The sequence below is a fragment of the Nocardioides alpinus genome (assembly GCF_900112035.1).
Classification (GTDB): Bacteria; Actinomycetota; Actinomycetes; order Propionibacteriales; family Nocardioidaceae; genus Nocardioides; species Nocardioides alpinus.
The window spans coordinates 390,543-415,475 of the sequence record NZ_FOKC01000003.1; the positions used below are offsets into that span (position 1 = coordinate 390,543).

Here is a 24,933-nt window from a genome sequence, read left to right on the forward strand (position 1 = left end):
CGCTCAGATCCGGTCGACGGACGCGTGCGTCGCCCCGTCGGCGAGGGCCGCATAGCCCGGACCGCGGTCGAAGAACGCGTCGTCCTCCCGGCTCCACGCCGCACGACCCGCGCGCTCCACCTCGGTCGCGGAGGCGTCGAAGCCGAGGTCGCCGGCGTCCCGCGACCCTGTCAGCACGACGCCGTAGTCGCGCAGCGCAGCAGCCGCCGACACCTTGCCCCAGACCACGTCGCGCACGACGAGCTCGGGGTCGCGGGCCAGCGGGTCGCCCCAGCCGCCACCACCCGTCGTACGGATGCGGACGACCTGCCCTGCCCGGATCGGCTCGGCGTCGGCAAGGGCGTCGACCTCGCGCTCGTCGGGGCCACCCGGGTCGATGACGACCTGGAACGGAGCTCCGGCCTTGCCGCCGCGCACGCCCCAGCAGGCCAGGATCGAGCGGTCGGCGATGGACATGAAGTGCGCGTCCTTGAGCATCCGGATCTGCTTCTCGTAGCCCAGTCCGCCGCGGAACTGGCCGGCGCCGCCGGAGTCCACGGCGAGGCCGAGGCGCTCGACGATGAACGGGAAGCGCGACTCGGTGAACTCGGTCGGCAGGTTGCGGGAGTCGGGGACGACGTGGATGGTGTCCTCGCCGTCGGCGTAGTAGCGACCGCCGGAGCCGCCGCCGAGCACCTCGCGCATGAGGTAGTCGTTGCCGTCGAGGTCCTTGCCGTAGACGCCGGTGTAGCGGATCGTCTCCTGGTCGGCCGGCATCTTGCCGTCGACCGCCTTGGCCACCACGCCGGCGAGCACGCCGAGCAGCCGCAGGATCACGAACGTGCGCGCGTTGGTCGGCCCCGGGTGGATCGGCGTGAGGAGCGTGCCCTTCTCCGGGAAGCGCATCTCGATCAGGGGGACGATGCCCTCGTTCACATCGAGCTCGGCCATCCGCTCGGGGGTGTCGGCGAGGTTGCGCAGGATCGGGGCGAGCCACTTCTTGAGGAAGTTGCCGCCGACGTAGTCGCCGCAGTGGTTGATCGGGCCCTTGGCCTGCGCACTGGTGCCGGTGAAGTCGATGATCAGCCGCGGTCCCGCCGGGCGGCCGTTCTCGGGATCGGCCGGGGCGTCGCTGACCTTGGTCAGGGTGATCCGCTGCGTGTGCAGCTGCGGCTCGTCGACGCCGTCGTGCTCGGCGTAGTCCTCCCAGACGTAGGTGCCGTCGGGGATCTTGGACAGGATCTCGCGCCGGTAGGTCTCGGTGGTGGTGTCGAGGATCGCGTCGAACGCGGTCTCGATCGCGTCACGGCCGTAGCGCGCGAACAGCTCGCTGAGCCGGCGCGCGCCCATCAGGCAGGCCGAGCACTCGGCGTCGAGGTCGGCAGCCAGGCTGTCGGGCATCCGGGAGTTGCGCGTCATGATCCGCAGCGCCGCCTTGTTGGGCACACCTGCGTCCCACAGCTTGATCGGCGGGACCGCGAGCCCCTCCTCGTAGACGCTGGTCGCGCCGCTGGGCATCGAGCCGGGGCACGCGCCACCGATGTCGTCGTGGTGGCCGAAGGCCTGCACGAAGGCGACCACCTCGCCCTCGTGGAACACCGGGACGGTCACGCACAGGTCGGGCAGGTGCCCGATGCCGCCCTCGGACTCGTAGACGTCGTTGTGGAAGAAGACGTCGCCCTCGCGCATCTCCGCCAGCGGGAAGTCGCGCACGATCGGGTGGACCAGCGCGCTGTAGGAGCGGCCGGTGAGCTTGCGCAGCTGGCGGTCGTGGATGCCGGCGCGGAAGTCGTGGGCGTCGCGGATCATCGGCGAGCGGCTGGTGCGACCGATGGCGGTCTCCACCTCCATCTCGACGCTGGCGAGCGTGCCCTGCACGATCTCGACGAGGATCGGGTCGACCGAGGTGCCCTCGGCCGTCAGCCGGTTGCCGTGCTCGTACGACGTGGGAAGACCGGCCGGGTTGACCGGCTTCGCGGTGACGTAGGCGGGGTCGACGGCGCTCATGCGACGTCCTCCTTGTCGTTGGCCTTGCGGATCACGAGGTTGGCCCAGTCGTCGACCTGGACGACGAAACCCGGGTGGACGGGGATGGTGGAGCCGAACTCCTCGACGATGGCGGGGCCGGTGAAGGTGTCCCCGGCGCCGAGGGTGCCACGCCAGATGACCGGGGTGTCGACGTAGCCGACCGCCGGGTCGAAGCAGACGGGGCGCGTGTTCTCGCTGGTTGACGTGCGAGGGCGCCCTGGCGCCTGAGCATCGAGACCACTCTCGCGAGGTGGGAGCTTCGGGATCTCCGGACGCGTGATCGGCCCGATGCCGGTCACGCGGAGGTTGACCCACTCGACCTCCTGGGTCGCGTCGCCGCGGAAGTCGTAGCCGTACAGCTGGCGGTGGTCGGCGTGGAAGTCATCGGCCACCTGCGCGACGTACGCGTCGTCGACGACCCCCTCGGGGGCGGCGACCCGGACCTCGTAGGCCTGGCCGACGTACCTCACGTCGATCGTGCGCTGGAACTGGTGCTCGGCCTCGGTGAAGCCCTCCTTGCCGAGCGCCTCGCGCGCCCGGTCGGTGAGGGTGTCGAGGATCGACTGGACCGCCGCGTGGTCGAGCGCGGACTCCTTGGCCACGTGGGTCTGGACGTAGTCGTTCTTGACGTCGACGGTCAGCAGGCCGAAGGCACTGACGTTGCCCGGGTTGGGGGGCACGACGACGCCGGCGAGGTCGAGGATGTCCACGAGCCGGCAGGCCAGCAGCGAGCCGGAGCCGCCGAAGGTCGTCAGCATGAAGTCGCGGACGTCGAGGCCACGCTTGACGCTGACCTGGCGCAGCGCGTTGGCCTGGTTCCACGCGGAGATCTCCAGGATGCCGTTGGCGCAGGTCTCGAAGTCGAGGCCGAGCTGCTCGGCGAGGTCGGCGATGCCGGCGCGGGCGGTCTCCACGTCGAGCGGGATCTCGCCGCCGAGCAGGTGGGGAGGGATCCGGCCGAGGGTGACGTGGGCGTCGGTGATGGTCGGCTGGGTGCCGCCCTTGCCGTAGCAGAGCGGGCCGGGGTCGGCGCCGGCCGAGTGCGGCCCGACCTTGAGGGTGCCCTCCGGGGAGAGCCAGGCGATGGAGCCGCCCCCCGCGCCGACGGTGACCACGTCGATCATCGGGATCTTGCTCGGGTAGGCGCCGACGGTGCCCTCGGTGGTGAGGGTGGGCTCGCCGTCGAGCACGACCGACACGTCGGTCGACGTACCCCCTCCGTCGCAGGTGAGGATCCGTGGGAAGCCGGCGACCTTGGCGATCAGCGCGGCACCGAGAGCACCGGCTGCCGGACCGGAGAGCACTGTGGTGATCGGCTGGTGGACGACCTCGTCGGCCGACAGCACGCCGCCGTTGGACTTCATCACGTAGAACGGGATCACGTTGCCCGTCCTCTGCCCGCCGGTGAAGGCGACGAGACGCTCGGAGATGTTGGTGACGTAGCGGCTCACGTTGGGCTTGACCGCCGCGTCGACGAGCGTGGTCATCGCGCGCTCGTACTCGCGGTACTCGCGCAGCACCTCGCTCGAGATCGAGACGATCGCCTCGGGGTGCTCGCTGCGCAGGATGTCGCGCATCCGGAGCTCGTGCTCGTCGTTGGCATAGGCGTGGAGCAGGCACACGCCGATCGTGGCGATCCCCTGGGCCTTGAACCACCGCGCGGCGGCGACGGCCGCGTCCTCGTCGAAGGGGCGGATCTCCGCGCCGGTGAAGTCGAGACGGCCACCGACCGTACGGACCCGGTCGGCCGGGACGATGCGGTCGGGCTTGACCCAGAAGTAGGAGTTGCCGTAGCCGTCGGGCACCGACTGCCGGGCGATCTCGAGCATGAACTCGTAGCCCTCGGTCGTGATGAAGCCGAGCGCCTCGACCTTGCCCTCGAGCAGCTTGTTGGTCGCGACGGTGGTCCCGTGCGAGACCGCCGAGATGTCGCTGCCCTCGGCACCGACGATCCCGAGGATCTTCTCGATGCCGGCGATGAAGCCGTCCGCCGGGTTGCCCGGCGTGCTGGGCGTCTTGGTGGTGACCAGCTCCCCCGAGTCCTCGTCGAAGGCCACCACGTCGGTGAACGTGCCACCGGTGTCGATGCCGATCCTGATCCGTCGGGGGGTGTGCGCCATGGGGACGATTCAACCGAGGTTCGAGTGGTGCCGACCACGGCAGACGTTGCCGACGAGACGCGCATTCATCGGCAGATCCTGCACAGTTTGCACCTTGTCCTGTTCTGACGGAGTCTCAAGGCCATGACGACGAGACGAGCTGGACTGGTGGGCGCCGTGGCGCTGGTGGTGTCGACGCTGGCGGTGTCGACGTACGGGGTGGCAGGCGCAGGAGCGAGCCCCGTGCAGGCGCAGGTCCGCGCCGACCGCGACCTGCTGGGGCAGGTCTCCAGCAGCCGCTGGTTCTCCCCCAACAACGACCGGTCCAAGGACGTGGTGGAGGTCGGCATCCGCCTCGAGACCCGCGCCGCGGTGTCGATTACGGTGCGTCACGAGCGCAAGGGGTGGGTCGCTCGCCGGGTGTCGCTCGGCAGCGAGAAGGCGGGCAAGCGGGTGTGGACCTGGAACGGCCGCAACGACGACGGTCGCGCGGTGATCGACGGGAACTACGTCGACGAGGTGGTCGCCGTCGGTGCGCGGGGCCGGGACCGTGCCACGACGCGCATCAAGAGCCGCCGCACGTACTCCAGCGCCGCCGTCGACTCCCCCGTGCTGACGGTCGACCGGACCACCGTGGCCAGCGGGGGCACCGTGCGGTTCACGGCCCGCCAGGGGCTGGAGGCTCGCAACGCCTTCGGTCGTGACCGGTCCCGGCCCGTCCTCACCGCCGTCACCGTCTACGCCGACAGCGGCGGCGCCGCGGTCGCCGCGGCCTTCCCCTCCGTGCTGGAGTTCAGCGACCCGGTGCGGTCGTGGACGCCGACGACGCCCGGCACCTATTCCGTGGTCGCCCACTTCGTCGACAGCTACGGCACCAGCGGCACCGCGGCACGCCGGGTGACCGTCACCCCCTGAGGCACCACACATAGGTGAAGGGCCCTCGGCGGTATGAGCGCCAAGGGCCCTTCGGGTGACCGGTCGAGGTGATGCTTCCGGTCGATCGCCCCTCGTGTCCGGTCCCAGCCGCCGCATCACCCGGCGTCCGCGACCCGTCCCCAGCGAACTGGTTCTGCGTCGTGTGGACCATCTCTTTGGAGCCATCCCGCCTCCCCTTGCGGGGCTGCGTAAGGAGAGTTCTATGCCGTGGATCACACCCACCGCAAGGGGAACCGGTGAGGAGATTTCACATACTTCGGGTTCCGGCGCGTCGTCCCCAGGTGAGGGCCGGTTCATCCCCAGAAAGGCCTGACTTCTCCACCTTCTGTGCACAGCTCTGTCCACAGCCCCGTCCCGCCCTCGACCCTGGGAGTCTCCGACGGGTCAGGTGGCGAGCAGGGCCTCGACCGCCGCCGCGACCTCGAGGAGCTGCCGGTCCGCGCCGTGGCGCGCGACGAGCTGGATCCCGATCGGCAGCCCGTCGGTGGTCGTGCCGGCCGGGACCGAGATGGCAGGACAACCGGTGACCGTGATGAACCATGCCGAGCGCATCCACGCCAGGTAGTCCGGCATCTCCTGGCCGTTGATCGTCTCGGGGAACTCCTGCTCCACCGGGAACGGCGGCACCTGCGAGGTCGGCAGGACCAGCACGTCGTGCTCGCCGAAGAACAGGCGCATCGTCTCCGAGAGGGCCGTTCGCTGGGTGTAGGCCCGTGCGACGTCCGCACCGGTGAGCGACCCACCCGCCCGGATGTTGGCCTCCAGCGACGGCTTGAACGACGTCGGGTGCTCGGCGAGCAGCGTCGCGAACTTCGCCTGGAAGTGCCACGCACGCAACGTGCGGAAGGTGTCGTCCGCCAGGGACAGGTCGGGGGCCGCCTCGGTGACAGCTGCGCCGGCGTCGGAGAGCCGCGTCGCACTGGCACGTACGACGGCCGCGACGTCGTGGTCGACGACGAGCGTGCCGCCGAGGTCCACCGAGCACGCCACCCGCAGCCCGGCGAGCGACGCCGGGGCGAGCGGCGGGGCGAAGGCTGATCCCGCGTCCCCGAGCGCCTGGGGGGCGCGTGGGTCCGGACCCGCGATCACCGACAGGAGGAGGGCGAGGTCGCCGACGTTGCGCGCCATCGGCCCGCCGACCGACGTGCTCTCCCACTGGTTGTAGAGCGGCCACTCGGGCACCCGCCCGAGCGACGGGCGCATCCCGACGACGCCGCAGAAGGACGCCGGGTTGCGCAGGGACCCGCCCATGTCCGAGCCGTCGGCCAGCGGCACCATGCCGGACGCCAGCGCGCACGCAGCTCCCCCGCTGGACCCGCCGGCGGAGCGCGTCGGGTCGACGGGGTTGCGGGTGACGCCGAAGACCCTGTTGAAGGTGTGCGACCCGGCGGCGAACTCAGGCACGTTGGTCTTGCCGACGAAGACAGCGCCGGCCCGGCGGATCCGCTCGACGAGGAGGTCGTCGTGGTCCGCGACGGAGTCGGCGAAGATCGGCGAGCCGTAGGTCGTCCGCCACCCGTCCAACGCGTGGGTGTCCTTCACCGCGAAGGGCAGGCCGTGGAGCGGACCGACCTCGTCGCCGGACGCCAGTGCCTCGTCGGCCGAGGCTGCGGCCGCGCGAGCGCGGTCCTCGTCGAGCGAGACGATCGCGTTGAGCTCGGAGTTGCGCTCGGCGATGCGGTCCAGGTGCAGCTCGAGCAGCTCGCGCGCGGAGATGTCCCTCGCCCGTACGGCGGCGGCCTGGGCGCGGGCGGTGGAGTCGACGGTCAGGTCGGTCATCGCCGACGACCGAAGATCCCGCCCACCACGACGCCGAGCACGACCAGTCCGGCACCGACGGCGACGCCGGTGAGGAACTCCTGGCGCGAGCCCGCGGCGGCAGACGGGGCCGGCGCCGTGAAGACCGCTCCACCGCTGGTCGAGGAGGGCGCGCTGGCGCCCGTCGCGAGACCCGGCTCCGCGGAGGGGACCGCTGCGACGCCGCCACTTGCCAGCACCCCGTCGACGTTGCCGAAGAACTCCCCGGCCATCCGCTTGGAGACCGAGGTGAGCATCCGCTGCCCGACCCCGCCGATCATGCCGCCGACGACGGCGTCGGCGTCGTAGGAGATCCGCGTCGAGGAGCCCTCCGGCGTGAAGCGGACGTTGACCGTCGCGCCGATCGTGCCGGGGGCGCCGGCGCCGTCGAGCTTCATCACCAGCGACTCGTGCTCGACGAGGTCGCGCAGCTCGCACGAGCCGGCGTAGGTGCCCTTGATCGAGGCGACGCCCGCGGTCACCGTCATGGCGTACGCGTTGTCACCCGTCGCCTCGAGCCGCTCGCAGCCCGGGATGGTGCGGACCAGGACGGCGGGGTCGAGCAGCGCGTCCCACGCCTGCCCGACCGGGGCGGCCAGGACGTTCTCGCCGGTGAACTTCATGCGGGCTTCTCCTTCGTGACCTGGTAGCTAGGGACGTCTTGGTAGGGCAGAAGCGGCCTCGACCTACCAGTTCGTCCCTAGATACCGGTGATGGTGGCGGCTTCTGTGGTGTGGTCGGCGTGCTCGAGGCGCAGCGCGAACAGCTCGGACGGCGAGATCGGCATCGCCGTGATGGGAAAGCCCTCAGCGTCCTCGATCGCGGCGGCGAAGACCGCAGCGGACGGGATCACACCCGCCTCCCCCGCGCCCTTGATGCCCAGCGGGTTGAGCGGCGACGGCGTCTCGAGGTGATCGATGTCGATCGTGGTCGGCACCTCGGTGACGTAGGGCATGAGGAAGTCCATGAAGGAGGCGTTGAGCAGCTGCCCCGCCTCGTCGTAGACCATCCGCTCGTAGAGAGCACCGCCCACGCCCTGCGCGACGCCACCGTGGATCTGGCCCTCGACGATCATCGGGTTGATCAGGTGGCCGCAGTCGTGCACGACGGCGTACTTGAGGATCGTGATCTCGGCCGTGTCCGGGTCGGTCTCGACGATCACCGCGTGCATGCCGTTGGCGAAGGTGGAGCGCTCGGGCGAGTAGAAGTCCTTGCCCTCCAGCCCCGGCTCGTCGTCCTCGGCCACCGGGGGCTTGCCCGGGTCGCCGACGGAGAACTGCGTGGCAGCCTTGGACGCCTCGTCGAAGGCGTAGCGCAGCGGGTTGGAGAGGACGGCGACGGTGCCCAGGTCGATCGAGGCGTCCGTGCCGCGCACGGACACGACGCCGTCGTTGATCTCGAGGTCCTCCTCGGACGCCTCGAGCGCCTCGGCCGCGATCCGCAGCGCCTTCTCGCGCGCTCGCAGGGAGGCGAGGTGGATCGCCGACCCGCTCATCACAGCCGCGCGCGAGGCGAACGTGCCCACGGCGTAGGGCATCTTGCGGGTGTCGCCCGTGGTGATCTCGACGTCCTCGAAGCGCACCCCGAGGGTGTCGGCGACGATCTGCGCGAAGGCGGTCTGGTGGCCCTGCCCCTGGCTGGTCAGGCCGGTCGCGACCTTGACCTTGCCGGAGGTCTCGATGTGCACGTGCGCGCCCTCGTAGGGGCCGACGCCGGTGCCCTCGACGTAGCAGGCCAGCCCGATGCCGACCCGGCGGCCCTGCGCGGCCATCTCGGCGCGGAACTGCTCGAACTCGTCCCACCCGACCAGCGCCTTGAGCTTCTCGAGCGAGGCCGGGTAGTCGCCCGAGTCGTACGTGAGCTCGCGGCCGTCCTGGAAGACCAGGCCGTGCTCGTAGGGGAACTCGTCGGGCTGGATGAAGTTGGTGCCGCGGACCTCGGTGCGGTCCTTGCCGAGGTAGGCCGCGATCGCGTCCATCGTCCGCTCCATCACGAAGCACCCCTGCGGCCGGCCGGCGCCTCGGTAGGGGGTGACGATGACGGTGTTGGTGTAGAGCGACTCGAAGACGACGCGGTAGTTCAGCGGCTTGTAGGGGCCGAGCAGCTGCGTCGAGGTGATGATCGGGACGATGAGCCCGTAGGGCGTGTAGGCGCCGTGGTCGTGCCAGAACTCGACGTTGAGGCCGAGCAGGCGACCGTCGTCGTCGAAGCCGACCTCGACGTGGTGGACCTGCGCGCGCTCGTGGGCCGAGGAGATGAAGTGCTCGCGTCGGTCCTCGGTGAACTTCACCGGCCGGCCCAGCGTCATCGCGGCCAGCGGGACCAGCAGCTCCTCGGGCCAGGGATGGTTGATCTTCACGCCGAACCCGCCGCCGACGTCGGGGGTGATCACGTCGACCTTGGCGAGGTCGAGGCCGAGCTTGGCGGCCACACAGCCCCGCACGCCGGTGGACGTCTGGGTCGACGACCACACCGTGAGGCGGGAGGTGTCGGGGTCCCAGCGGGCCACGGTGCCGCGGCCCTCCATCGGCGTGCAGGCGGAGCGCTCGATGTCGAGCTCGAGCGTGAGGGTGTGCGGCGCGTCGGCGATCGCGGCACGCGCGTCACCGGTCTCCTGCTCCATCCGTGCACCGATGTTGCCGGGTACGTCGTCGTGGACGAGGCGGTCGGCCGCACGGGCTGCGGCGATCCCGACGACGGGCTCGAGGTAGTCGTAGTCGACGCGGATCCGCGAGACGGCGTCCTCCGCGACGTAGCGGTCGACGGCGACGACGAAGGCGATCGCCTCGCCGACGTAGTTGACCTCGTCCTTCGCCAGGGCGTACTGCGTGCGTCCGTGCGTCAGCGTCGGGTGCGGAATGAGGAGCGGCAGCGGCTCGGCCATCGCGTCGACCAGGTCGTCGTAGGTCCAGACGGCCAGCACACCCTCGACGTCGAGCACGTCGGAGACGTCGATGTCGGTGATGCGCGCGTGTGCGTGCGGCGAGCGGAGCACCGCGGCGTGCAGCAGCCGTGGGTCGTCGGTGAGCAGGTCGTCGACGTAGCGCCCCTGGCCGCGGAGGAACCGCTGGTCCTCGACGCGGGCGACCTTGGTGCCGAAGAGCTTGGTGGTCATGTGCGCTCCCCCGACTCGATCTCGGCGGTGATCTCGGCCGCGCGCAGCACCGACTTCACGATGTTCTGGTAGCCGGTGCACCGGCAGAGGTTGCCGGCGATCATCTCGCGGGCCTCGTCCTCGGACGGATCGGGGTTGTCGCGCAGGCCGGCGGTGATGGTGGTGAGGAAGCCGGGCGTGCAGAAGCCGCACTGCAGGCCGTGGCAGTCGGAGAACGCCTGCTGCACCGGGCTCAACCGGCCCTGCGGGGTCCCGTCGGCCTCGGTGAGTCCCTCCACCGTGGTGATCTCGGAGTCCACCGCGGACACCGCGAGCATCAGGCAGGAACGCATCGGCCGGCCGTCGACGAGGACCGTGCACGCGCCGCAGACGCCGTGCTCGCAGCCGACGTGCGTGCCGGTGAGGCCGCAGTCGTGGCGGAGCGCGTCGGACAGGAGGCGTCGCGCGGGCACCTGCACCTCGTGGACGGAGCCGTTGACGTGCAGCCGGACATCGTGGACCTGTTCGCTCATGCCTGCTTCCTCGTGCGTGCGTGGTGGATGGCGTCCGCCAGGACCCGCGGGGTCAGGACCTTGACCAGGTGCGCGCGGTAGTCGGCGCTGGCGTGGATGTCCTCGGCCGGGTCGAGCTCGGCGAGGGCGGCAGCTGCCGGGTCGTCGAGGTGGTCGGTGACGTCGACGACGACGGGGACGTCGCTCACCGACACGAAGCCGACCCGCGCACCCACCACGTCGCCGTCGGCGATCGTGACGACGGCGGCCACACCGACCAGCGCGTAGTCGCCGTGGCGTCGCGCAATCTCCTCGAACCCGATCCCGCCACCGGCAGGCAGCGCGGGGAAGAAGGCCTCGACGGCGACCTCGTCGTGGGCCAGCGTCGACTCGAGCGGGCCGGCGAACAGCTCCGCTGCCGGGATCGTACGACGGCCGCGCACCGACGCGACGTCCACAGATCCCTCCAGCAGGCGCAGCACCATGGGCATCTCGGCAGCGGCGTCGGCATGCACCAGCGAGCCCACCGTGGTCCCGCGGTTGCGGATCGTCGGGTGCGCGACGTGGCTCAGCGCGCGGGCGATCAGCGGCTGGGACGCCGCCGCCTCGACCGAGGCGAGCACCTCGGCGTGGCGGGCGAGGGCCCCGATCCGGACCCCGGCCTCGTCACAGGTGACGTGGCCGAGGTCCGGCAGGGCGTTGATGTCGATGAGCATCGACGGGGCGGCCAGCCGCATGGACAGCAGCGGCACCAGGGACTGGCCACCGGCCAGCACCTTCGCCCCCGGCTCCCCCGCGAGGGCCGTGAGGGCTTCCTCGAGGGTGGTGGGACGCAGGTAGGCGAAGGGTGCGGGCTTCACGGTGTTGCTACGCCTCTCCGGAGCTCTTGTGGGCGCCGGCGTCGCCGGTGTCCCCCTCGGGGTGGCTGAGGTTGCGGGTCACGCCGCCCGCCCCGTCGCCGCCGCGGCCCTTGACCATGTGGAAGAACGCGATGACCAGGATGGTGCCGAGCGCTATGCCGCCGAGCTCGAAATCGTCACCGAACGTGAGGGTGACCCCGCCGATGCCGGCGATCAGACCCGCAGCGAGCCCGACCATGTTGACCGGGTTGCCGAAGTCGACGTTGTTCTCCACCCAGATCTTGGCACCCACGAGTCCGATCATCCCGTAGAGGACAACCGTGATGCCGCCCAGCACGCCGCCGGGCGTTGCGTTGACGATCGCGCCGAACTTCGGGCAGAGCCCGAGGAGGATCGCCACGGCCGCGGCGACGTAGTAGGCAGCGGTCGAGTAGACCCGCGTGGCACCCATGACGCCGATGTTCTCGGCGTACGTCGTGGTGGGCGAGCCGCCGAACGCGCTGGCGAAGGCGGTCGCGAGGCCGTCGGCGCCGATCGCGCGCCCCATGTAGGGGTCGAGGTTCTCGCCGGTCATCTCGGCGACGGCCTTGACGTGACCGGTGTTCTCGGCGACGAGGGCGATGACGCCGGGCAGGACCAGCAGGATGGCGGTGAGCGAGAACGACGGGCCGTGGACCACGGAGACGCCGTCGGCGAGCGTGCCGCTCGGCAGGCCGATCCAGCTGGCCGCCTCGACACCGGCCCACGAGACGCGGTCGTGCTCGGTGGCCTCGGTGGCGCCGCCCAGCACGGACGTGATCGGGCCGAGGACGAGGTCGGCGAGGAACGACAGGACGTAGCCGAAGATGAGCGCCAGGAAGACCGCGATCCGCGACCAGAAGCCCGGCAGCGCGACGGCGGCGAAGACCATGAAGGCGGCCGTCAGCAGCGCGACCCACTGGTCCTGCGGCCAGTAGATGCCGGCCACGACCGGCGCGAGGTTGAACCCGATGAGCATGACCACGGCACCGGTGACGGCGGGCGGCAGGATCCGGTGGATCAGCTCCGCGCCGGCGAAGTGGATGAGCACGCCCACGGCGGCGAGCACGAGGCCGCCGACCAGGATCGCGCCCGTGACGTAGGACGAGTCGTTGCCCTCGTCGAGCGCACGGATCGCGGCGACCGAGGCGACGAACGACGCGCTGGTGCCGAGATAGCTGGGCACCTTGTTCTGGACGATCAGCAGGAACAGGATCGTGCAGAGGCCCGAGAACATGATCGCGAGGTTGGCGTCGAGCCCCATGACCAGCGGGAAGACGAAGGTGGCACCGAACATCGCCACCACGTGCTGGGCACCCAGACCGATGGTCTTGCCCCACGGCAGGCGCTGGTGCGGAAGCACCACCTCGCCCGGCGCGGGATCGACCACGTCCCACTTGAACATCGACATGTGCAACCTCCAGATTTTGCAGGGGTGGGTACCCGAGAAAACTCAAACTAGTGCTCCGGATCACACACCCTCACTGGCGACATCTGCCGAAGGAACGCCGCACCGGCTGACAAGTTCTCTGGCGGGTCGGTGCCGCGCCTCGTACGCTCCGCGACATGGGTCTCCCGCTCAGCGTCGCCGGCTGGCCGCCGACCCCGATCCGCACGGCTCGGCTGGTCCTGCGGGCCCCCGCGACCGCGCGCACTTCCTCGACCTCGGCTCCAGCGATGCGGTCAACTTCCACCTCGGCGGCGGGAAGGACCGGGCCGAGCTGGACGCCGCGATGCCGGCTGTCCCCGCCGACCGGCCGGGCCAGTTCGTGATGGAGCACGACGGCGTGTTCGTCGGATGGATGGGCCTGGGCCGCCGAGACCCCCAGCGCCCCGGTGGCTTCGTCGCGGACGGCGTCGACCTGGAGCTCAGCTACGTGGCGCCGGTGTCCGCCTCGGGGCTCGGGTACGCCGCTGAGGCCGGCGACGCGATCCTCGGCTGGGCGGACGCACGGCTGGCCGAGCCGATGCTCGTGTGCACCCAGACCGCCAACCTCGCCTCGCTGCGCCTGGCCGCGCGGCTCGGCTTCACCGAGGTCGCGCGGTTCGAGGAGTTCGGCGCGGAGCAGTGGTTCGGCGTACGGCAGCCGGGGTGATGGTGGACCTCAGGCGCGCGACCGCCACCGACGTGCCACGGCTCCAGCACGTCGCCGAGCTGGCGTACGCGCCCTACCTCCCGCGGATGGGCGGCATGCGCCCCGGCCCGATGGACACCGACTACGCGGCCGCAGTCGCGGAGAGCGAGGCCTGGGTGGCCACGGTGGACGACGAGGTCGTCGGCTTCCTGCTGCTGGTCGACGACGGCGACGCGATGGTCCTTGAGAACGTCGCCGTGCTGCCCTCGCACCACGGCATCGGCGTCGGACGCGCCCTGCTCACGCTGGCCGAGAGGCGCGCTGTCGACGCCGGACGCTCCCGTGTCCGGCTCTACACGCACGAGACCATGATCGAGAACCAGCAGCTGTACGAACGGATCGGCTACGTCAAGACCCACCGCGCGAGCGAGCACGGGTTCACCCGGATCTTCTTCGAGAGGTCGCTCTGACCTTCGGCCGACGCGGGACCAGTAGAAGATCAAGATCTGTCGAAGATCTTCCGCAGTTGGGCGTAACGCGCAGGCTCCACCCGGCGCTGAAGGTTCCGACAGGTGTGGCGATCGGCGCCGCGCCGCAACTGTGAGGATCCACATGTACCGCTCCTCCCGCATCGCCGGTCTCACCGCGACCGCAGTGATCACCCTTGCCGGCGCCTTCAGCGCCGCCGCCCACGCCGACGACACCACGGCGACCGACCCGTGCGCCCAGCAGCAGGCCCAGGTCGAGAAGGCGCAGGGAGCCCTCGAGCGCGTCACCGCTGTCTTCGCGCGGCAGCAGGCGCGCGTCGAGAAGACCAAGGAGGTCGTCGTCGAGGCGTCGGCCGGCCGCGAGAAGGCCGCCGCCCGACGCGCCCTCGCCGACGCCAAGCAGGACCGTGACGACACCCAGGTCACCAAGCGCGCTCAGCAGCAGCGCCTGGCCAAGGCGCAGCAGCGCCTGACCGCCTGCCAGACCCTGGAGACCACCGAGGCTCCTGTCCCGGCCTGATCCCCCTTCGGGGCACGTGCGGGTCGGTGGCCACCGACCCGCACGGCAGGGCTTCAGCCCACGATCTCCAGCGCCCGCAACGCCACCGCGACGTCGAGCCGCAGGTGCGGGTCCGTCGCGACGGGCCCGAGGATCCGCTGCAGCTTGCCGACGCGGTAGCGCATCGTGTTGTAGTGGAAGAACTGGGCGCGGGCCGCCTCGGCCACGTTGAAGTTGGTGTCGAGCAGCACCTGCAGCGTCTCGCGCAGGTCGGCCGCCTCCGCGGTCCGCTCGGCGAGCGGGCCGAGCACGTCGGACGCGAACGACGACAACTCCGCGCCGTCGGGCACCAGCGCGAGCAGCCGGTGCAGCCCCAGCTGGTCGAAGCGGGTCACCGACCCCGCGCCGTGCACCCGTCGGCCGATCTCGACCGCTCGCTGGGCCTGGCGGAACGCCTCCGGCAGCTCGCCGAGACTGGTGGCGACCCGGCTGACGCCGGCCGAGAACGCGATCCGACCGCCACCGCGGTCGCCCCGCACGCCGCCGATGATCCGGTCCACGGCCACGTGGCTCGCGGCGCCGTCCAGCGCGGGATCGACCGGGACGAGGGTGACGACCTCCCGGCTGAAGGCCACCGACGCGATGCTGCCGTCGACCGTCGAGGCGACCTGGCGCCAGGCGTGGGCGAAGCGGTCCTGCCACGCCCGTCGGTCCTCCGGCGTCGGGGCGAGGGCGGCGATGGCGTCGGGCTCGAGCACCGCGACGACGACCATCACCGGTCGGTCGAGGTGCCAGCCGAACGCCTGCGCGTGCTCGGCGACGTACTCCTCCTCCCCCGCCCGGCCGAGGAAGACGTCGCGGAGGAAGTCGCCCTGGTACTTGTTCTCGACCGCCGTGATCGCCTCCACGCGCGTCACGAGCAGCGCAGCGACGATGGCAGCGCGCTCGAGGGCGTGGACGTCGGAGGGGTGGATCCGGCCGTCGGGGCGCAGCGCGACGAGGCGCGCGAGGTCGACACCGGCCGCCACCACGCGGCGTACGAGTGCCTCTCCGTCGCCGACCCGCGTCCCGTCCGGGTCGATCCGCTCCACCCGCAGGCGACCGGTCGGGTCGAGCAGGTCGGCGTCGGCCAGCGCTGCCCGCTGGGCCTCGTCGAGGTGCGCCGCGCGCTCGCGACCGTCGGTCGAGGTGAAGACGACCCCGTAGCCGAGCGCGTCCCCCGCCGCCTCGGCGATCCGCGCCAGGTCACCACCCTCGAGCACGATGTGCGTCAGCGCGGTGTGGAGGGCGTCGGCCCGTTCGAGCGCGGCGACCGCCTCGGGGTCGTTCATCAAGTCTTGGCCCACTTCTCCTACTTCCTTGGACAAGTTCTCACATTCGAGAGTGTGCCACGGGCCGCTAGCGTCTGGGGAGTGATCTCCCGTCCGATCCAGGTGGCCGCGCCGACCCGCGTCCGCGAACGCCTGGCCGCTGCCACGGACGGTCCCCGGCAGGTCCTCCACGCGAGTGCCAGCGCGATCTACATCGACCTCGACGGCTGGTGCCTCGGGCTGGTCTCGGCGAGCGCGACCCGGGTCCCGTGTGCGCTCTGGTCCACGATCCCCGACCTCACCGACCTCGGCCGGGCTGCCGTCCGCGTCGAGTCCGGCGCCCTGCACCTCGGCCACGAGCAGGTCCGCATCACCCGCCTCGCCGACGTCTCGGCACCCGCCCTGGCAGTTCATGGCAATCGCGGGTCCGAGCGCGCGAGGTGCATGACGTCCTCCGCCGGACTGGTCCTGCCCGCCGACGGCCGGCTGACCGTCGCGCACCTCGACCGGCTGCTCGGCCGGGGGCCGGGGCTGACGCCGCTGGGCGACGACGTGCTGGCCGGCTGGTTCGCCGCCCGCCTCGCCGCCGGCCGCCCCGACCACGTGCTCGCGGCCGCCGTACGCCGCCGGCTGGCCCTCACCACGCTGCTGTCCGCCACCCTGCTCGACTGCGCCCTCCGGGGCGAGGTGCTGCCCGAGCTCGGCGCCTGGCTGGCCGAGCCCGACGACACCACCGCCGAGGCCCTGCTGGCCGTCGGCGCCACCTCGGGAGCAGGGATGCTCGCGGGCGCCGGCCTCGCCCTGACCTCGATCACCGACCGCGACCACCCCGGGAGAGCCGCATGACCACCCCACAGACGAAGGACCACATCGAGCTCCGCAGCGGCGCCTACGCCGACTCGGTCACGTTGCTCCAGGTGAGCCGGGCCGTGCAGGCCGCGCCCGGCGTCGTGGCCGCCCAGGTGGCGATGGCCACCGGCCTCAACCTGGAGGTCCTCGAGGGGATGGGTTTCGCCGTGCCGCCCTCCTCCCCCAACGACATGGTCGTCGCGCTCCGCCTCGACGAGGACGCCGACGTCGCGAGCGCCCTTGCAGCCGTCGACGCCGCACTCGTCCCGGTCCGGCCGTCGTCCGGCGACGCGACGGTGGCAGCACCGCGGACGACCGGCTCCGCCCTGCGTCGCAGTGCACCCCGTGCGATCACGCTGGTCTCCGTGCCCGGCGCCAGCGCCACCGTCGAGGCGATGGACGCGCTCGAGGCCGGCCGCGACGTGATGATCTTCAGCGACAACGTCCCGGTGGCCGAGGAGGTCGCGCTCAAGACGTACGCCGCCACCCGCGGCGCCCTCGTGATGGGACCCGACTGCGGCACCGCCCTCCTCGACGGCGTCGGGCTGGGCTTCGCGAATGCCGTTCGCCCGGGTCGGATCGGCCTTGTCGCCGCGTCCGGCACGGGCTGCCAGCAGCTCCTCGTCCTGCTGCACCACGCGGGCGCCACGCTGGACGGAGTCGGCGTACGCCACGCGCTCGGAGTCGGCGGGCGCGACCTGTCCTCCGCGGTGGGCGGCCTCGCCACCCGCGAGGCGCTGCGCAGGCTCGACGCGGACACCGAGGTCGACCTCGTCGTCGTGGTCTCCAAGCCGCCTGCTCCGGAGGTCGCCGAGCAGCTGGGCCGCGAGGCCGAGGCACTCGACACTCCGGTGGAGCTGGGCCTGCTCGGCCGCGGACAGCGCGACCTGACCTCCGTCGCCGAGGCCGTGCTGGCCAGGCTCGGCCACGCCGCACCCGAGTGGCCCGTCCACGGCGCCGACAGCTCCGGCGCGGCGACCGGCCCCCTGCTGCGCGGACTCTTCGTCGGCGGCACGCTGTGCGACGAGGCGATGCTGATGGCCACCGAGGTGCTCGGCCCGATCCGCAGCAACATCCCGCTCTCCTACGACCTGGCGCTGGCTCCCGACGAGCTCCTCGTCGACGACCACTCGATGGTCGACTTCGGCGACGACGCCCTCACCCAGGGCCGCGCGCACCCGATGATCGACCCGACGCTGCGCAACGAGCAGCTGGCCCGGGCGGCCGCTGACCCGGCGACCGGCGTGATCCTGCTGGACCTCGTCCTGGGCCACGGAGCCGAACCCGACCCGGCGGCGATGCTCGCGCCCGCCATCGCCGCCGCCCGGGCCGACCGGCCGGTCCCGGTGATCGTGAGCCTCATCGGCACCGACCTCGACCCGCAGGGCCTCGACGTCCAGCGCGACGCCCTCGTCGCCGCCGGCGCCGAGGTGCACCTCTCCAACGCGGCCGCCACGCGCCGCGCCCTCACCCTGATCGGAGCGTTCCAGGCATGAGCGAGCCCACTGTCGTCACCGTCGGCGCCGGCATGTTCGCCGACGCCGTGGCAGGCCAGGCCGTCGGCGTCGAGCGCGTCGACTGGCGTCCCCCGATGCCCGGGACGCACGAACACCTGGCCACGGTCGCCACCGACCCGCGCCGCCCCGAGGCCAACCGCAGGGCTGTCGAGGCGATCCTCGGCGTCACCGCCCACCTCGTCGACGTGGCCCCGGCCTCCGAGGTCCTGGGACTCGAGGCCGGCCAGTTCCTCCACGCCGGCCCGCCCATCGAGTGGGCCCGCACCTCCGGCCCGCTGCGTGGCGCCCTCATGGGCGGCGCGGCGCTGGAGGGGCTCGTCGAGGACCCCGAGGACGCGGTCGCCCTCTTCGAGTCCGGCAGCGCCGTCAGCCTCGAGCCGTGCCACCACCGCAGCGCCGTCGGCCCGATGGCCGGGGTGGTCACGCCGTCCATGTGGATGTGGGTCCTCGAGGACAGGGCGACCGGCAGGCGGACGTACTGCTCCCTCAACGAGGGCCTCGGCAAGGTGCTGCGCTACGGCGCGTACGGCCCCGAGGTGCTCACCCGGCTGCGCTGGATGGGCGACGTGCTCGGCCCGCTGCTGCAGGCGGCGGTGCGCGGCACCCCCGAGGCCACCGACGTCACCGGCGTCCTCACCCAGATGCTGCAGATGGGCGACGAGGCCCACAACCGCAACCGTGCCGGCACCCTGATGCTGCTGCGCGACCTCGCCCCCGCGATGGTCAGCAGCGGCTTCGACTCGTCCGACGTGGCCGAGGCGCTGCGCTTCGTGGGCGGCAACGACCACTTCTTCCTGAACCTCGCCATGCCCGCCTGCAAGCTGGCGCTCGACGCCGGTCGCGACGTCCCCGGCTCGACGATGGTCGTGGCGATGGCTCGCAACGGCACCGACTTCGGCATCCAGGTCTCCGGCACCGGCGACGAGTGGTTCACCGGCCCCGCCCAGGTGGCGGAGGGCCTCTTCCTCGGCGACTACGGCCCGGACGACGCCAACGCCGACATCGGCGACTCCGCGATCACCGAGACCGCGGGCATCGGCGGCTTCGCGATGGCCACGGCGCCTGCGATCGTCCGCCTCGTCGGTGGCTCCGTCCCCGACGCGCTCGCCACCACCCGCCGGATGCACGAGATCACGCTCGCCGAGAACCCGCGTTGGTCGGTGCCCGTCCTGGAGTTCCAGGGCACGCCCACGGGCATCGACGTGTCAAAGGTGTGTCGTACGGGGATCCTGCCCCAGATCAACACCGGCATGGCCGGTCGCGTCGCGGGCGTCGGCCAGGTCGGCGCCGGGCTGGTCACCCCGCCTGCGGAGATCTTCCCGAAGGCGCTGGCAGCACTGGCGGCCCGAGCGTCGGGGTAGTCCAGTCCGAACTGGCTGGCCTGAGGCCGTCCGTACGACCGGTTCCCACTGGACTACCCCGGCGGCGGAGCCCAGGCCCGTCCAGGTAACCCCGTGATCCACGGAGCCACCGCGGCGGGGTAGAGAGGCAACACGGGGTCGGCGTCGTTCAGAGGGAGCCACACCACAGGTACGACGCTGCCGTCGCTCTCCGTCAGGGTCGCTCCGGAGCTCACTGGCTGCGGGTCGAGCCGTCCGGAGTAGAGGAACACGATCTCGTGTCCCAGCACGCCGTTGATCTGGAAGATGCTCTCCACGGCAGCCAGGAAGGTGAGGTCGTCGATCGTCGCCCCGAGCTCCTCACCCACCTCGCGCTCGATGGCAGCACGATGGGTCTCGCCGAGCTCGACGCTGCCGCCGACGAGGCGGTGGTAGCCGTCCGGGTTCTCCCGCGTCGGCGGATTGCGGCTCACCGCGTGACGGGTGCCATCGGGACCCAGGGCCACGAGCATCGCCTTCACCCGGATGACGGACCGGTCGACAGACACGGTCCTCAGGCCTCAGCGGGCCGCTCGTTGTAGATCCCGGCCGGCTCCTGGTCGGTCAGGTCGCCGATCGCGGCCATGATCCGGTCGGTGAGCTCGCGTCGGGCCCGCCCGCTGGGAACGCCGTCGTACTCCCCTGCGACGGTGATCGGCGCACCGAAGCGCACCGACACCTTCGCGCGGCGCGGCCGGTTGGAACCGACGGGCTGGATGTCCTCGGTGCCCGCCAGCCCGACCGGTACGACGGGGCAGCCGGCGGTGAGCGCGAGGTGCGCGACGCCGGTGCGGCCGCGGTAGATTCGGCCGTCACGCGAGCGGGTGCCCTCGGGGTAGATGCCGAACGCCTCCCCGTTGCGGAGCACCTCGAGAGCGGTGTCGAGGCTGGCGATGGCGGCCTTGGTGTCGTCGCGGTCGACCGGCAGCATGCCGAGCCCCTCGAACCAGGCCCGCGTCAGCGTGCCCTTCACGCCGGTGCCGGTGAAGTAGTCGGACTTGGCGAGGAAGACGACCTTGCGCGGCACCACCACCGGGATGACCACGCTGTCGAAGAACGAGAGGTGGTTGCTCGCCACGATCACCGGACCGGACGTCGGCACGTGGTGCAGGCCCTCGACGGTGGGACGCCAGACGGCGCGCGCGAGCGGTGGGATGACCGTGTGCGCGACCGAGTAGAGCATGGCGCTCATTGTGCACGGAGGGTCGGCGCCCAGAACGCACGTCCCAGATCGACCGCACCGCTGGCCCGCAGCGGCGTGCCCTCCTCGAGGTACGCCTGACGGGCCTCGTCGTCGTGCGAGGGCGGCAGCGAGCCGTCGGCACGGACCACGCGCCACCACGGCACGGCGCCGCCGTGGCGCGCCATCACGTTCCCCACCAGCCGCGGACCGCCGCGGCCCAGCCTCTCCCCGACCACGTCGGCGATGGCACCGTACGTCGTCACGCGTCCGCGCGGCACCGACTCGGCGCACTGCAGGACGAGCTCGGCGTAGAGCTCGCGCTCCTCCGCCGACGCGGCCGGGCCGCTCACTCGTCCACCGGCTGGGTCAGCCGCAGGGTCGCGACCACCATCACGACGACCGTCAGCGCGGCCGCGATCCACACCCACGACGGGGCCTGGTCGGCGTCCAGGCCGCGCAGCGCGACCCACGTGATCGGGAGCGGCACCAGGGTGAGCAGCCCACGCCGGACCCACACCACGGCGAGGTGCCGGTCGACGGCCATGACGTCGGGACCGTAGGACAGCACCGTCGCGAGGAGGTGCGCCCCGACGAGCAGCACGCTCACCACGAGGATCCGCCAGTCGACGACGTCGTGGACGGTCCACCAGGCGATGACCGTCGCGAGCGTGACCATGCCGGCGAGGTGGTCGGGGGACCACGCCCACCACGCGGAGCACAGGACGACGACGGCGATGACCAGAGGGTGGGGCCGCTCGGGCAGGGCGAGGGCCAGCGCCGCGCACGGCAGCAGTAAGAGCACGGCTCGGAGCACCCAGGCGGTCGGCGTCATCGCGCGCGCACCTTCGGCACCTGGGCACGTCGGGCCAGCTGGTGCAGGACCGTGTCGAGGGTGCCGGGACCCCGCCAGGGCACGACCGGGCACCCGAGTGCGGCGAGCTGCTGGAGCCGGTCGTCGCGCTCGATCTTCTGCATCCGTGCAGCCAGGGCCGACAGCGCCAGCCGGTCCGGACCCGGCTCCCGCTCACCGAGCGTGTCGATGACCACCACCGACGCGCCCTGGCGCTGCAGGCTGGCCGTCGCCGTGACGAGGGGCGTGAAGAGCATCGGCGAGAGGACGTGGACCACGCTGCCCGCCGTCGATCCCAGGTCGAGCCGCTCCGGAGCGGCGCTGCGCATGTCGGTGCGGACCCGGGCCAGCGTGCCGTGCAGCCGCTGCAGGTGGCGGGCTCCGGTGCCGAGGCGGACGCGGACCGGGTCGGAGGCCAGCACGAGCAACCCGACGCGGTCCCCGGTGCGGATGTGGTGCTCGGCCAGCGCAGCCGCCGCGCGGACGGTCAGGTCGAGGGAGCTCGACGCACCGTCGATGCCGCCGGACACGCCGATGTCGCGCAGGCCGTCCACGACCAGCCACACCCCGGCGTCCTGCTCGGCGCGCGTGGTGACCACGTGCAGGTCACCCGTGCGCAGGGAGACCGGCCAGTTGATCCGCTTGAGCCGGTCGCCGGCGGCGAACTGCCGGATCCCCTCGAACTCGGTGCCGCTGCCCAGCCTCCGCGACCGGTGCCGGCCCACGAGGCCGTCGGGCTGCGGCACCTCCGCGCGGCTGTCGTACGGCGCCATCTGCGGCAGCACGCTCAGCCCGTGCTCGGGCATGTCGACCGGACCCCAGCGCCAGCCGCCCCAGGCGCTGGTGAGCACCACCCGTTCGGCGCCGATGACGCGGCGACCCCAACGGCGCGGGCTGAACTCGAGGACGGGCAGGTCGCGGTCGACCAGCGCGCCGACGGCACCGTGGGCCGGGCGCGTGGCGACGTGCGGCGCAGGAGCGGCGACCCGGGTCACGTGCTCGACGCCGGCGAGGTCGTCGACGACCAGCCGCGACGAGGCGCCCTGGCCCTCGTGCAGGCGGTGGTGGTCGATCTGGGTGCGGATCACCGGCCCGTGGCGCGGACGGCCCACCAGCCCCGTCACCGCCAGCAGGACGAACGGGGCAGCCAGCACCACCATCACGTCGAGGCCCGCCACCACGCCGCCGGCCAGGCCGACGAGGGTGATGAGGCAGGCCCGGACGAGGGACGGCGTCGGCCGCCAGGCCTTCACCGCCGCGACTCCAGCGCGCGCGGCGTCTCGACCGTGTGCATCACCGACTCGACGACCCGGGCGCCCGACGCCTGCGTCATCCAGAGGTCGGGCTTGACCGTGATCCGGTGGGCCAGCACTGCTCGGGCCACGACCTTGACGTCCTCGGGCACGACGTAGTCGCGTCCGCGGATCGCTGCCCACGCGCGGGCGGTCAGCACCAGGCCGAGGCTGCCGCGAGGCGAGGCCCCGGTCAGCACGTCGGCGTGGGTGCGCGTCGCCGCGGCGAGGGCCACGCAGTAGCGCGCCACCGACTCGTCCACCGCGACCCGCTCGACAGCCGCCTGCACCGCGGCCAGGCCGCCGGCGTCGGTGACCTGCTGGATGTCGACCTCCTCGCGCTGGCGCTCGAGCCGCCGGCGGAGCACGTCGTACTCCTCGCCCGCGTCGGGATAGCCGAACGCGACGCGCAGCAGGAACCGGTCGAGCTGCGCCTCCGGCAGCGGGTAGGTGCCTTCGTACTCGACCGGGTTGGCGGTCGCGAGGACGTGGAACGGGCTGGGCAGCCGGTGCGTCTGGCCCTCGACGGTGACCTGGCCCTCCTGCATGGCCTCCAGCAGCGCTGCCTGGGTCTTGGGCGGGGTGCGGTTGATCTCGTCGGCCAGGAGCAACCCGGCGAAGATCGGACCGGGCCGGAAGTCGAACTCGGCCCGACGCTGGTCGTAGACGTAGGACCCGGTCAGGTCGGCCGGCAGCAGGTCCGGGGTGAACTGCGCACGGGCGAAGTCGAGCCCGAGCGCGCCGGCGAACGACCGCGCCGCCAGCGTCTTGCCCAGGCCCGGGAAGTCCTCCAGCAGCACGTGACCCTTGGCCAGGATGCCCGCCAGCACGAGCGTGAGTGCGTCACGCTTGCCGACGACGGCGCGACCGACCTCGTCCAGGACGTTCTCGGCGAACGACGCGACGCTCGCGGCCTCCACACGGTGATCAGCTTCGGTCACGGGCTTCCTCGATTCGGGTCAGGATGCGGTCGATCTCGGCCGGCGACAGGCGTCGTACGGCGTCGAGCTCGTGGTGCAGGGTCTCGGCGAGCTCGACGTCCCGGGCCCGGGCGAGCGCCACCAGCCGGTCGCGCACCGCCTCGGAGGGCGAGCTCGCCTGCTGGTGGCTGGTCAGGATGCGCAGGTCGTTGGTGGCCTCGTCGACGCGGTCGCTCGTCCGCGGCATGGCGGGCACCCACGCGACGGGCTCCTCCTCCACGAGGTCGAGGGCCAGCCACATCAGCGACAGGACGACAGCCATGGCGACGGCGAACGGCACCGGCTGGGGACCGAGTCGCAGCAGCACCGCCAAGCCGTAGGAGACGGCGGTGATGACGACGCCGACGAGGAGCCGGTTGCGCCACGTGCGGGTCAGGACCTTCCACATCAGGCGCGCACCGCCAGGCTGCGGCGGATCGTCGCGAGGGCGTCGAGCGCCTGGGTGCGGTGGTCCTCGGTGATCGGGTGGTCGGAGAACCGGGCCTCGCGGTAGAGGGCGGCCAGGCGGTGGGTGGCTCCGGCGTCGGCCGCGACGAGGTCGAGGATCCGCAGGGCGTACTCGGAGGAGGTCTCCCACTGCTGGCGCCCGACCCCGGCAGCGTCGCCCTGCACCTCGAAGCGCTGCCAGGCCGCGACGATGGCGTTGCGCGGGTCCCCCTCGCGCAGCACGGCGTCCTGCTCACCCGCGTCGGCGGCGATCTCGCGCGCCAGACGGGCGGGCTCGCCGAGGGCGGTGAAGGCGACCTCCTCGCGCGCGTCGCGCCTCTTCCGCGGACCGGCCTGCGTCCAGGCCATCCGCACGAGGACGACGACCAGCGTCAGGAAGAGCGCGGCACCGACGAACACGAAGATCCACACCAGGACCTTCAGCCACAGGGGCGGCGGTGCCTGTGAGGCGGGCTCAGCGGTGCCGCTGTCCGGCGCGGCCGCCTCGTCGCAGTAGGGCAGGTCGTCGGGGTTGTCCGGCTCCTCCACGATCCCGTCCGCGCCGGTCGTGGGGAGCGGGACGCAGGTGCGCTCGGTCGGGATGAAGGTCCGGTCGGGCACTCCTGGACCGGTGAACACCTCGTCGGGTCCGATCAGGGTCGCCCAGGCCACGAGCACCATCAGCAGGCTGGTCGCAGCCGTCACCACCACGGCACGCACCGCCGGCGATGACCCCCCAGACACACGCATGGCGTGACCCTA

General features: G+C 72.1%; 24 protein-coding genes. 7 read left to right on the top strand and 17 right to left on the bottom strand.

The window, feature by feature from the left end:
* Positions 1-3 precede the first annotated feature (3 nt).
* Positions 4-1,986, bottom strand: a complete 1,983-nt coding sequence (locus BM127_RS09620; RefSeq protein WP_091197839.1) for a hydantoinase B/oxoprolinase family protein — start codon at positions 1,984-1,986, stop codon at positions 4-6.
* Complete coding sequence (locus BM127_RS09625) at positions 1,983-4,127, bottom strand: hydantoinase/oxoprolinase family protein (RefSeq protein ID WP_091197841.1); 2,145 nt, start codon at positions 4,125-4,127, stop codon at positions 1,983-1,985. The genes BM127_RS09620 and BM127_RS09625 overlap by 4 nt, the downstream gene beginning before the upstream one ends.
* 123 nt (positions 4,128-4,250) lie before the next feature.
* Between BM127_RS09625 and BM127_RS09630 the strand changes: the two genes are divergently transcribed.
* On the top strand, positions 4,251-5,021 hold the full coding sequence (locus tag BM127_RS09630; RefSeq protein ID WP_091197843.1) for a FlgD immunoglobulin-like domain containing protein: 771 nt from the start codon (positions 4,251-4,253) through the stop codon (positions 5,019-5,021).
* Between the two features lie 405 nt (positions 5,022-5,426).
* Here the strand turns inward: BM127_RS09630 and BM127_RS09635 are convergent, their stop codons facing one another.
* The 6 genes from BM127_RS09635 to BM127_RS09660 all read right to left on the bottom strand — a co-directional run bounded on the left by BM127_RS09635 (position 5,427) and on the right by BM127_RS09660 (position 12,734).
* Positions 5,427-6,821: an amidase gene (locus BM127_RS09635; RefSeq protein ID WP_091197845.1), complete on the bottom strand. Its 1,395-nt coding sequence runs from the start codon at positions 6,819-6,821 to the stop codon at positions 5,427-5,429.
* Positions 6,818-7,462: an SRPBCC family protein gene (locus tag BM127_RS09640; protein ID WP_091197848.1), complete on the bottom strand. Its 645-nt coding sequence runs from the start codon at positions 7,460-7,462 to the stop codon at positions 6,818-6,820. The genes BM127_RS09635 and BM127_RS09640 overlap by 4 nt, the downstream gene beginning before the upstream one ends.
* Before the next feature lie 77 nt (positions 7,463-7,539).
* Positions 7,540-9,954, bottom strand: coding sequence for an aerobic carbon-monoxide dehydrogenase large subunit (cutA, locus tag BM127_RS09645; protein WP_091197851.1), 2,415 nt, complete (start codon positions 9,952-9,954; stop codon positions 7,540-7,542).
* A complete protein-coding gene (locus tag BM127_RS09650; protein ID WP_091197853.1) occupies positions 9,951-10,466 on the bottom strand; it encodes a (2Fe-2S)-binding protein in 516 nt (171 codons plus the stop codon). The genes cutA and BM127_RS09650 overlap by 4 nt, the downstream gene beginning before the upstream one ends.
* On the bottom strand, positions 10,463-11,305 hold the full coding sequence (locus tag BM127_RS09655; RefSeq protein ID WP_091197856.1) for an FAD binding domain-containing protein: 843 nt from the start codon (positions 11,303-11,305) through the stop codon (positions 10,463-10,465). Before BM127_RS09655 ends, BM127_RS09650 begins: the two co-directional genes overlap by 4 nt.
* Positions 11,306-11,312: 7 nt before the next feature.
* Positions 11,313-12,734, bottom strand: coding sequence for a uracil-xanthine permease family protein (locus BM127_RS09660; protein WP_198554413.1), 1,422 nt, complete (start codon positions 12,732-12,734; stop codon positions 11,313-11,315).
* Between BM127_RS09660 and BM127_RS22995 the strand changes: the two genes are divergently transcribed.
* From BM127_RS22995 to BM127_RS09675, 3 genes are all read left to right on the top strand, one after another.
* Positions 12,733-13,419, top strand: a complete 687-nt coding sequence (locus BM127_RS22995) for a GNAT family N-acetyltransferase (protein WP_269213498.1) — start codon at positions 12,733-12,735, stop codon at positions 13,417-13,419. The genes BM127_RS09660 and BM127_RS22995 overlap by 2 nt on opposite strands.
* Positions 13,419-13,868 (top strand): GNAT family N-acetyltransferase, encoded by a 450-nt coding sequence (locus tag BM127_RS09670; protein WP_091197859.1) that lies wholly within the window; start codon positions 13,419-13,421, stop codon positions 13,866-13,868. The genes BM127_RS22995 and BM127_RS09670 overlap by 1 nt, the downstream gene beginning before the upstream one ends.
* Before the next feature lie 142 nt (positions 13,869-14,010).
* Positions 14,011-14,406, top strand: a complete 396-nt coding sequence (locus tag BM127_RS09675; protein WP_091197862.1) for a hypothetical protein — start codon at positions 14,011-14,013, stop codon at positions 14,404-14,406.
* A gap of 53 nt (positions 14,407-14,459) precedes the next feature.
* Here the strand turns inward: BM127_RS09675 and BM127_RS09680 are convergent, their stop codons facing one another.
* Positions 14,460-15,716, bottom strand: a complete 1,257-nt coding sequence (locus BM127_RS09680; RefSeq protein ID WP_091197864.1) for a PucR family transcriptional regulator — start codon at positions 15,714-15,716, stop codon at positions 14,460-14,462.
* Between the two features lie 81 nt (positions 15,717-15,797).
* Here BM127_RS09680 and BM127_RS09685 point away from each other — a divergent pair, with 81 nt between their 5' ends.
* From BM127_RS09685 to BM127_RS09695, 3 genes are read left to right on the top strand one after another with little or no spacing between them, the layout of a single operon-like run.
* Positions 15,798-16,541, top strand: a complete 744-nt coding sequence (locus BM127_RS09685) for an oxamate carbamoyltransferase subunit AllH family protein (RefSeq protein WP_198554411.1) — start codon at positions 15,798-15,800, stop codon at positions 16,539-16,541.
* The gene (locus BM127_RS09690) at positions 16,538-18,040 is read left to right on the top strand and encodes an FdrA family protein (RefSeq protein ID WP_091197867.1); all 1,503 of its coding nucleotides are present in this window, start codon (positions 16,538-16,540) and stop codon (positions 18,038-18,040) included. Before BM127_RS09685 ends, BM127_RS09690 begins: the two co-directional genes overlap by 4 nt.
* Positions 18,037-19,422 (top strand): YlbE family protein, encoded by a 1,386-nt coding sequence (locus BM127_RS09695; RefSeq protein ID WP_091197869.1) that lies wholly within the window; start codon positions 18,037-18,039, stop codon positions 19,420-19,422. Before BM127_RS09690 ends, BM127_RS09695 begins: the two co-directional genes overlap by 4 nt.
* Before the next feature lie 53 nt (positions 19,423-19,475).
* On the opposite strand, the gene BM127_RS09700 is transcribed toward BM127_RS09695, so the two are convergent.
* From BM127_RS09700 to BM127_RS09735, 8 genes are read right to left on the bottom strand one after another with little or no spacing between them, the layout of a single operon-like run.
* Positions 19,476-19,949, bottom strand: coding sequence for an NUDIX hydrolase (locus BM127_RS09700; RefSeq protein ID WP_091197872.1), 474 nt, complete (start codon positions 19,947-19,949; stop codon positions 19,476-19,478).
* A gap of 5 nt (positions 19,950-19,954) precedes the next feature.
* Positions 19,955-20,623 (bottom strand): lysophospholipid acyltransferase family protein, encoded by a 669-nt coding sequence (locus BM127_RS09705; protein ID WP_091197875.1) that lies wholly within the window; start codon positions 20,621-20,623, stop codon positions 19,955-19,957.
* A 5-nt stretch (positions 20,624-20,628) separates the two neighbouring features.
* Positions 20,629-20,973, bottom strand: a complete 345-nt coding sequence (locus BM127_RS09710; RefSeq protein WP_091197877.1) for an MGMT family protein — start codon at positions 20,971-20,973, stop codon at positions 20,629-20,631.
* Positions 20,970-21,455, bottom strand: coding sequence for a hypothetical protein (locus tag BM127_RS09715; protein WP_091197880.1), 486 nt, complete (start codon positions 21,453-21,455; stop codon positions 20,970-20,972). Before BM127_RS09715 ends, BM127_RS09710 begins: the two co-directional genes overlap by 4 nt.
* Complete coding sequence (locus BM127_RS23000) at positions 21,452-22,726, bottom strand: DUF58 domain-containing protein (protein WP_091197883.1); 1,275 nt, start codon at positions 22,724-22,726, stop codon at positions 21,452-21,454. The genes BM127_RS09715 and BM127_RS23000 overlap by 4 nt, the downstream gene beginning before the upstream one ends.
* The gene (locus BM127_RS09725; RefSeq protein ID WP_091197886.1) at positions 22,723-23,706 is read right to left on the bottom strand and encodes an AAA family ATPase; all 984 of its coding nucleotides are present in this window, start codon (positions 23,704-23,706) and stop codon (positions 22,723-22,725) included. Before BM127_RS09725 ends, BM127_RS23000 begins: the two co-directional genes overlap by 4 nt.
* Positions 23,693-24,133, bottom strand: coding sequence for a hypothetical protein (locus tag BM127_RS09730; protein ID WP_091197889.1), 441 nt, complete (start codon positions 24,131-24,133; stop codon positions 23,693-23,695). Before BM127_RS09730 ends, BM127_RS09725 begins: the two co-directional genes overlap by 14 nt.
* A complete protein-coding gene (locus tag BM127_RS09735; protein ID WP_091197892.1) occupies positions 24,133-24,921 on the bottom strand; it encodes a DUF4129 domain-containing protein in 789 nt (262 codons plus the stop codon). Before BM127_RS09735 ends, BM127_RS09730 begins: the two co-directional genes overlap by 1 nt.
* Between the last annotated feature and the right edge of the window lie 12 nt (positions 24,922-24,933).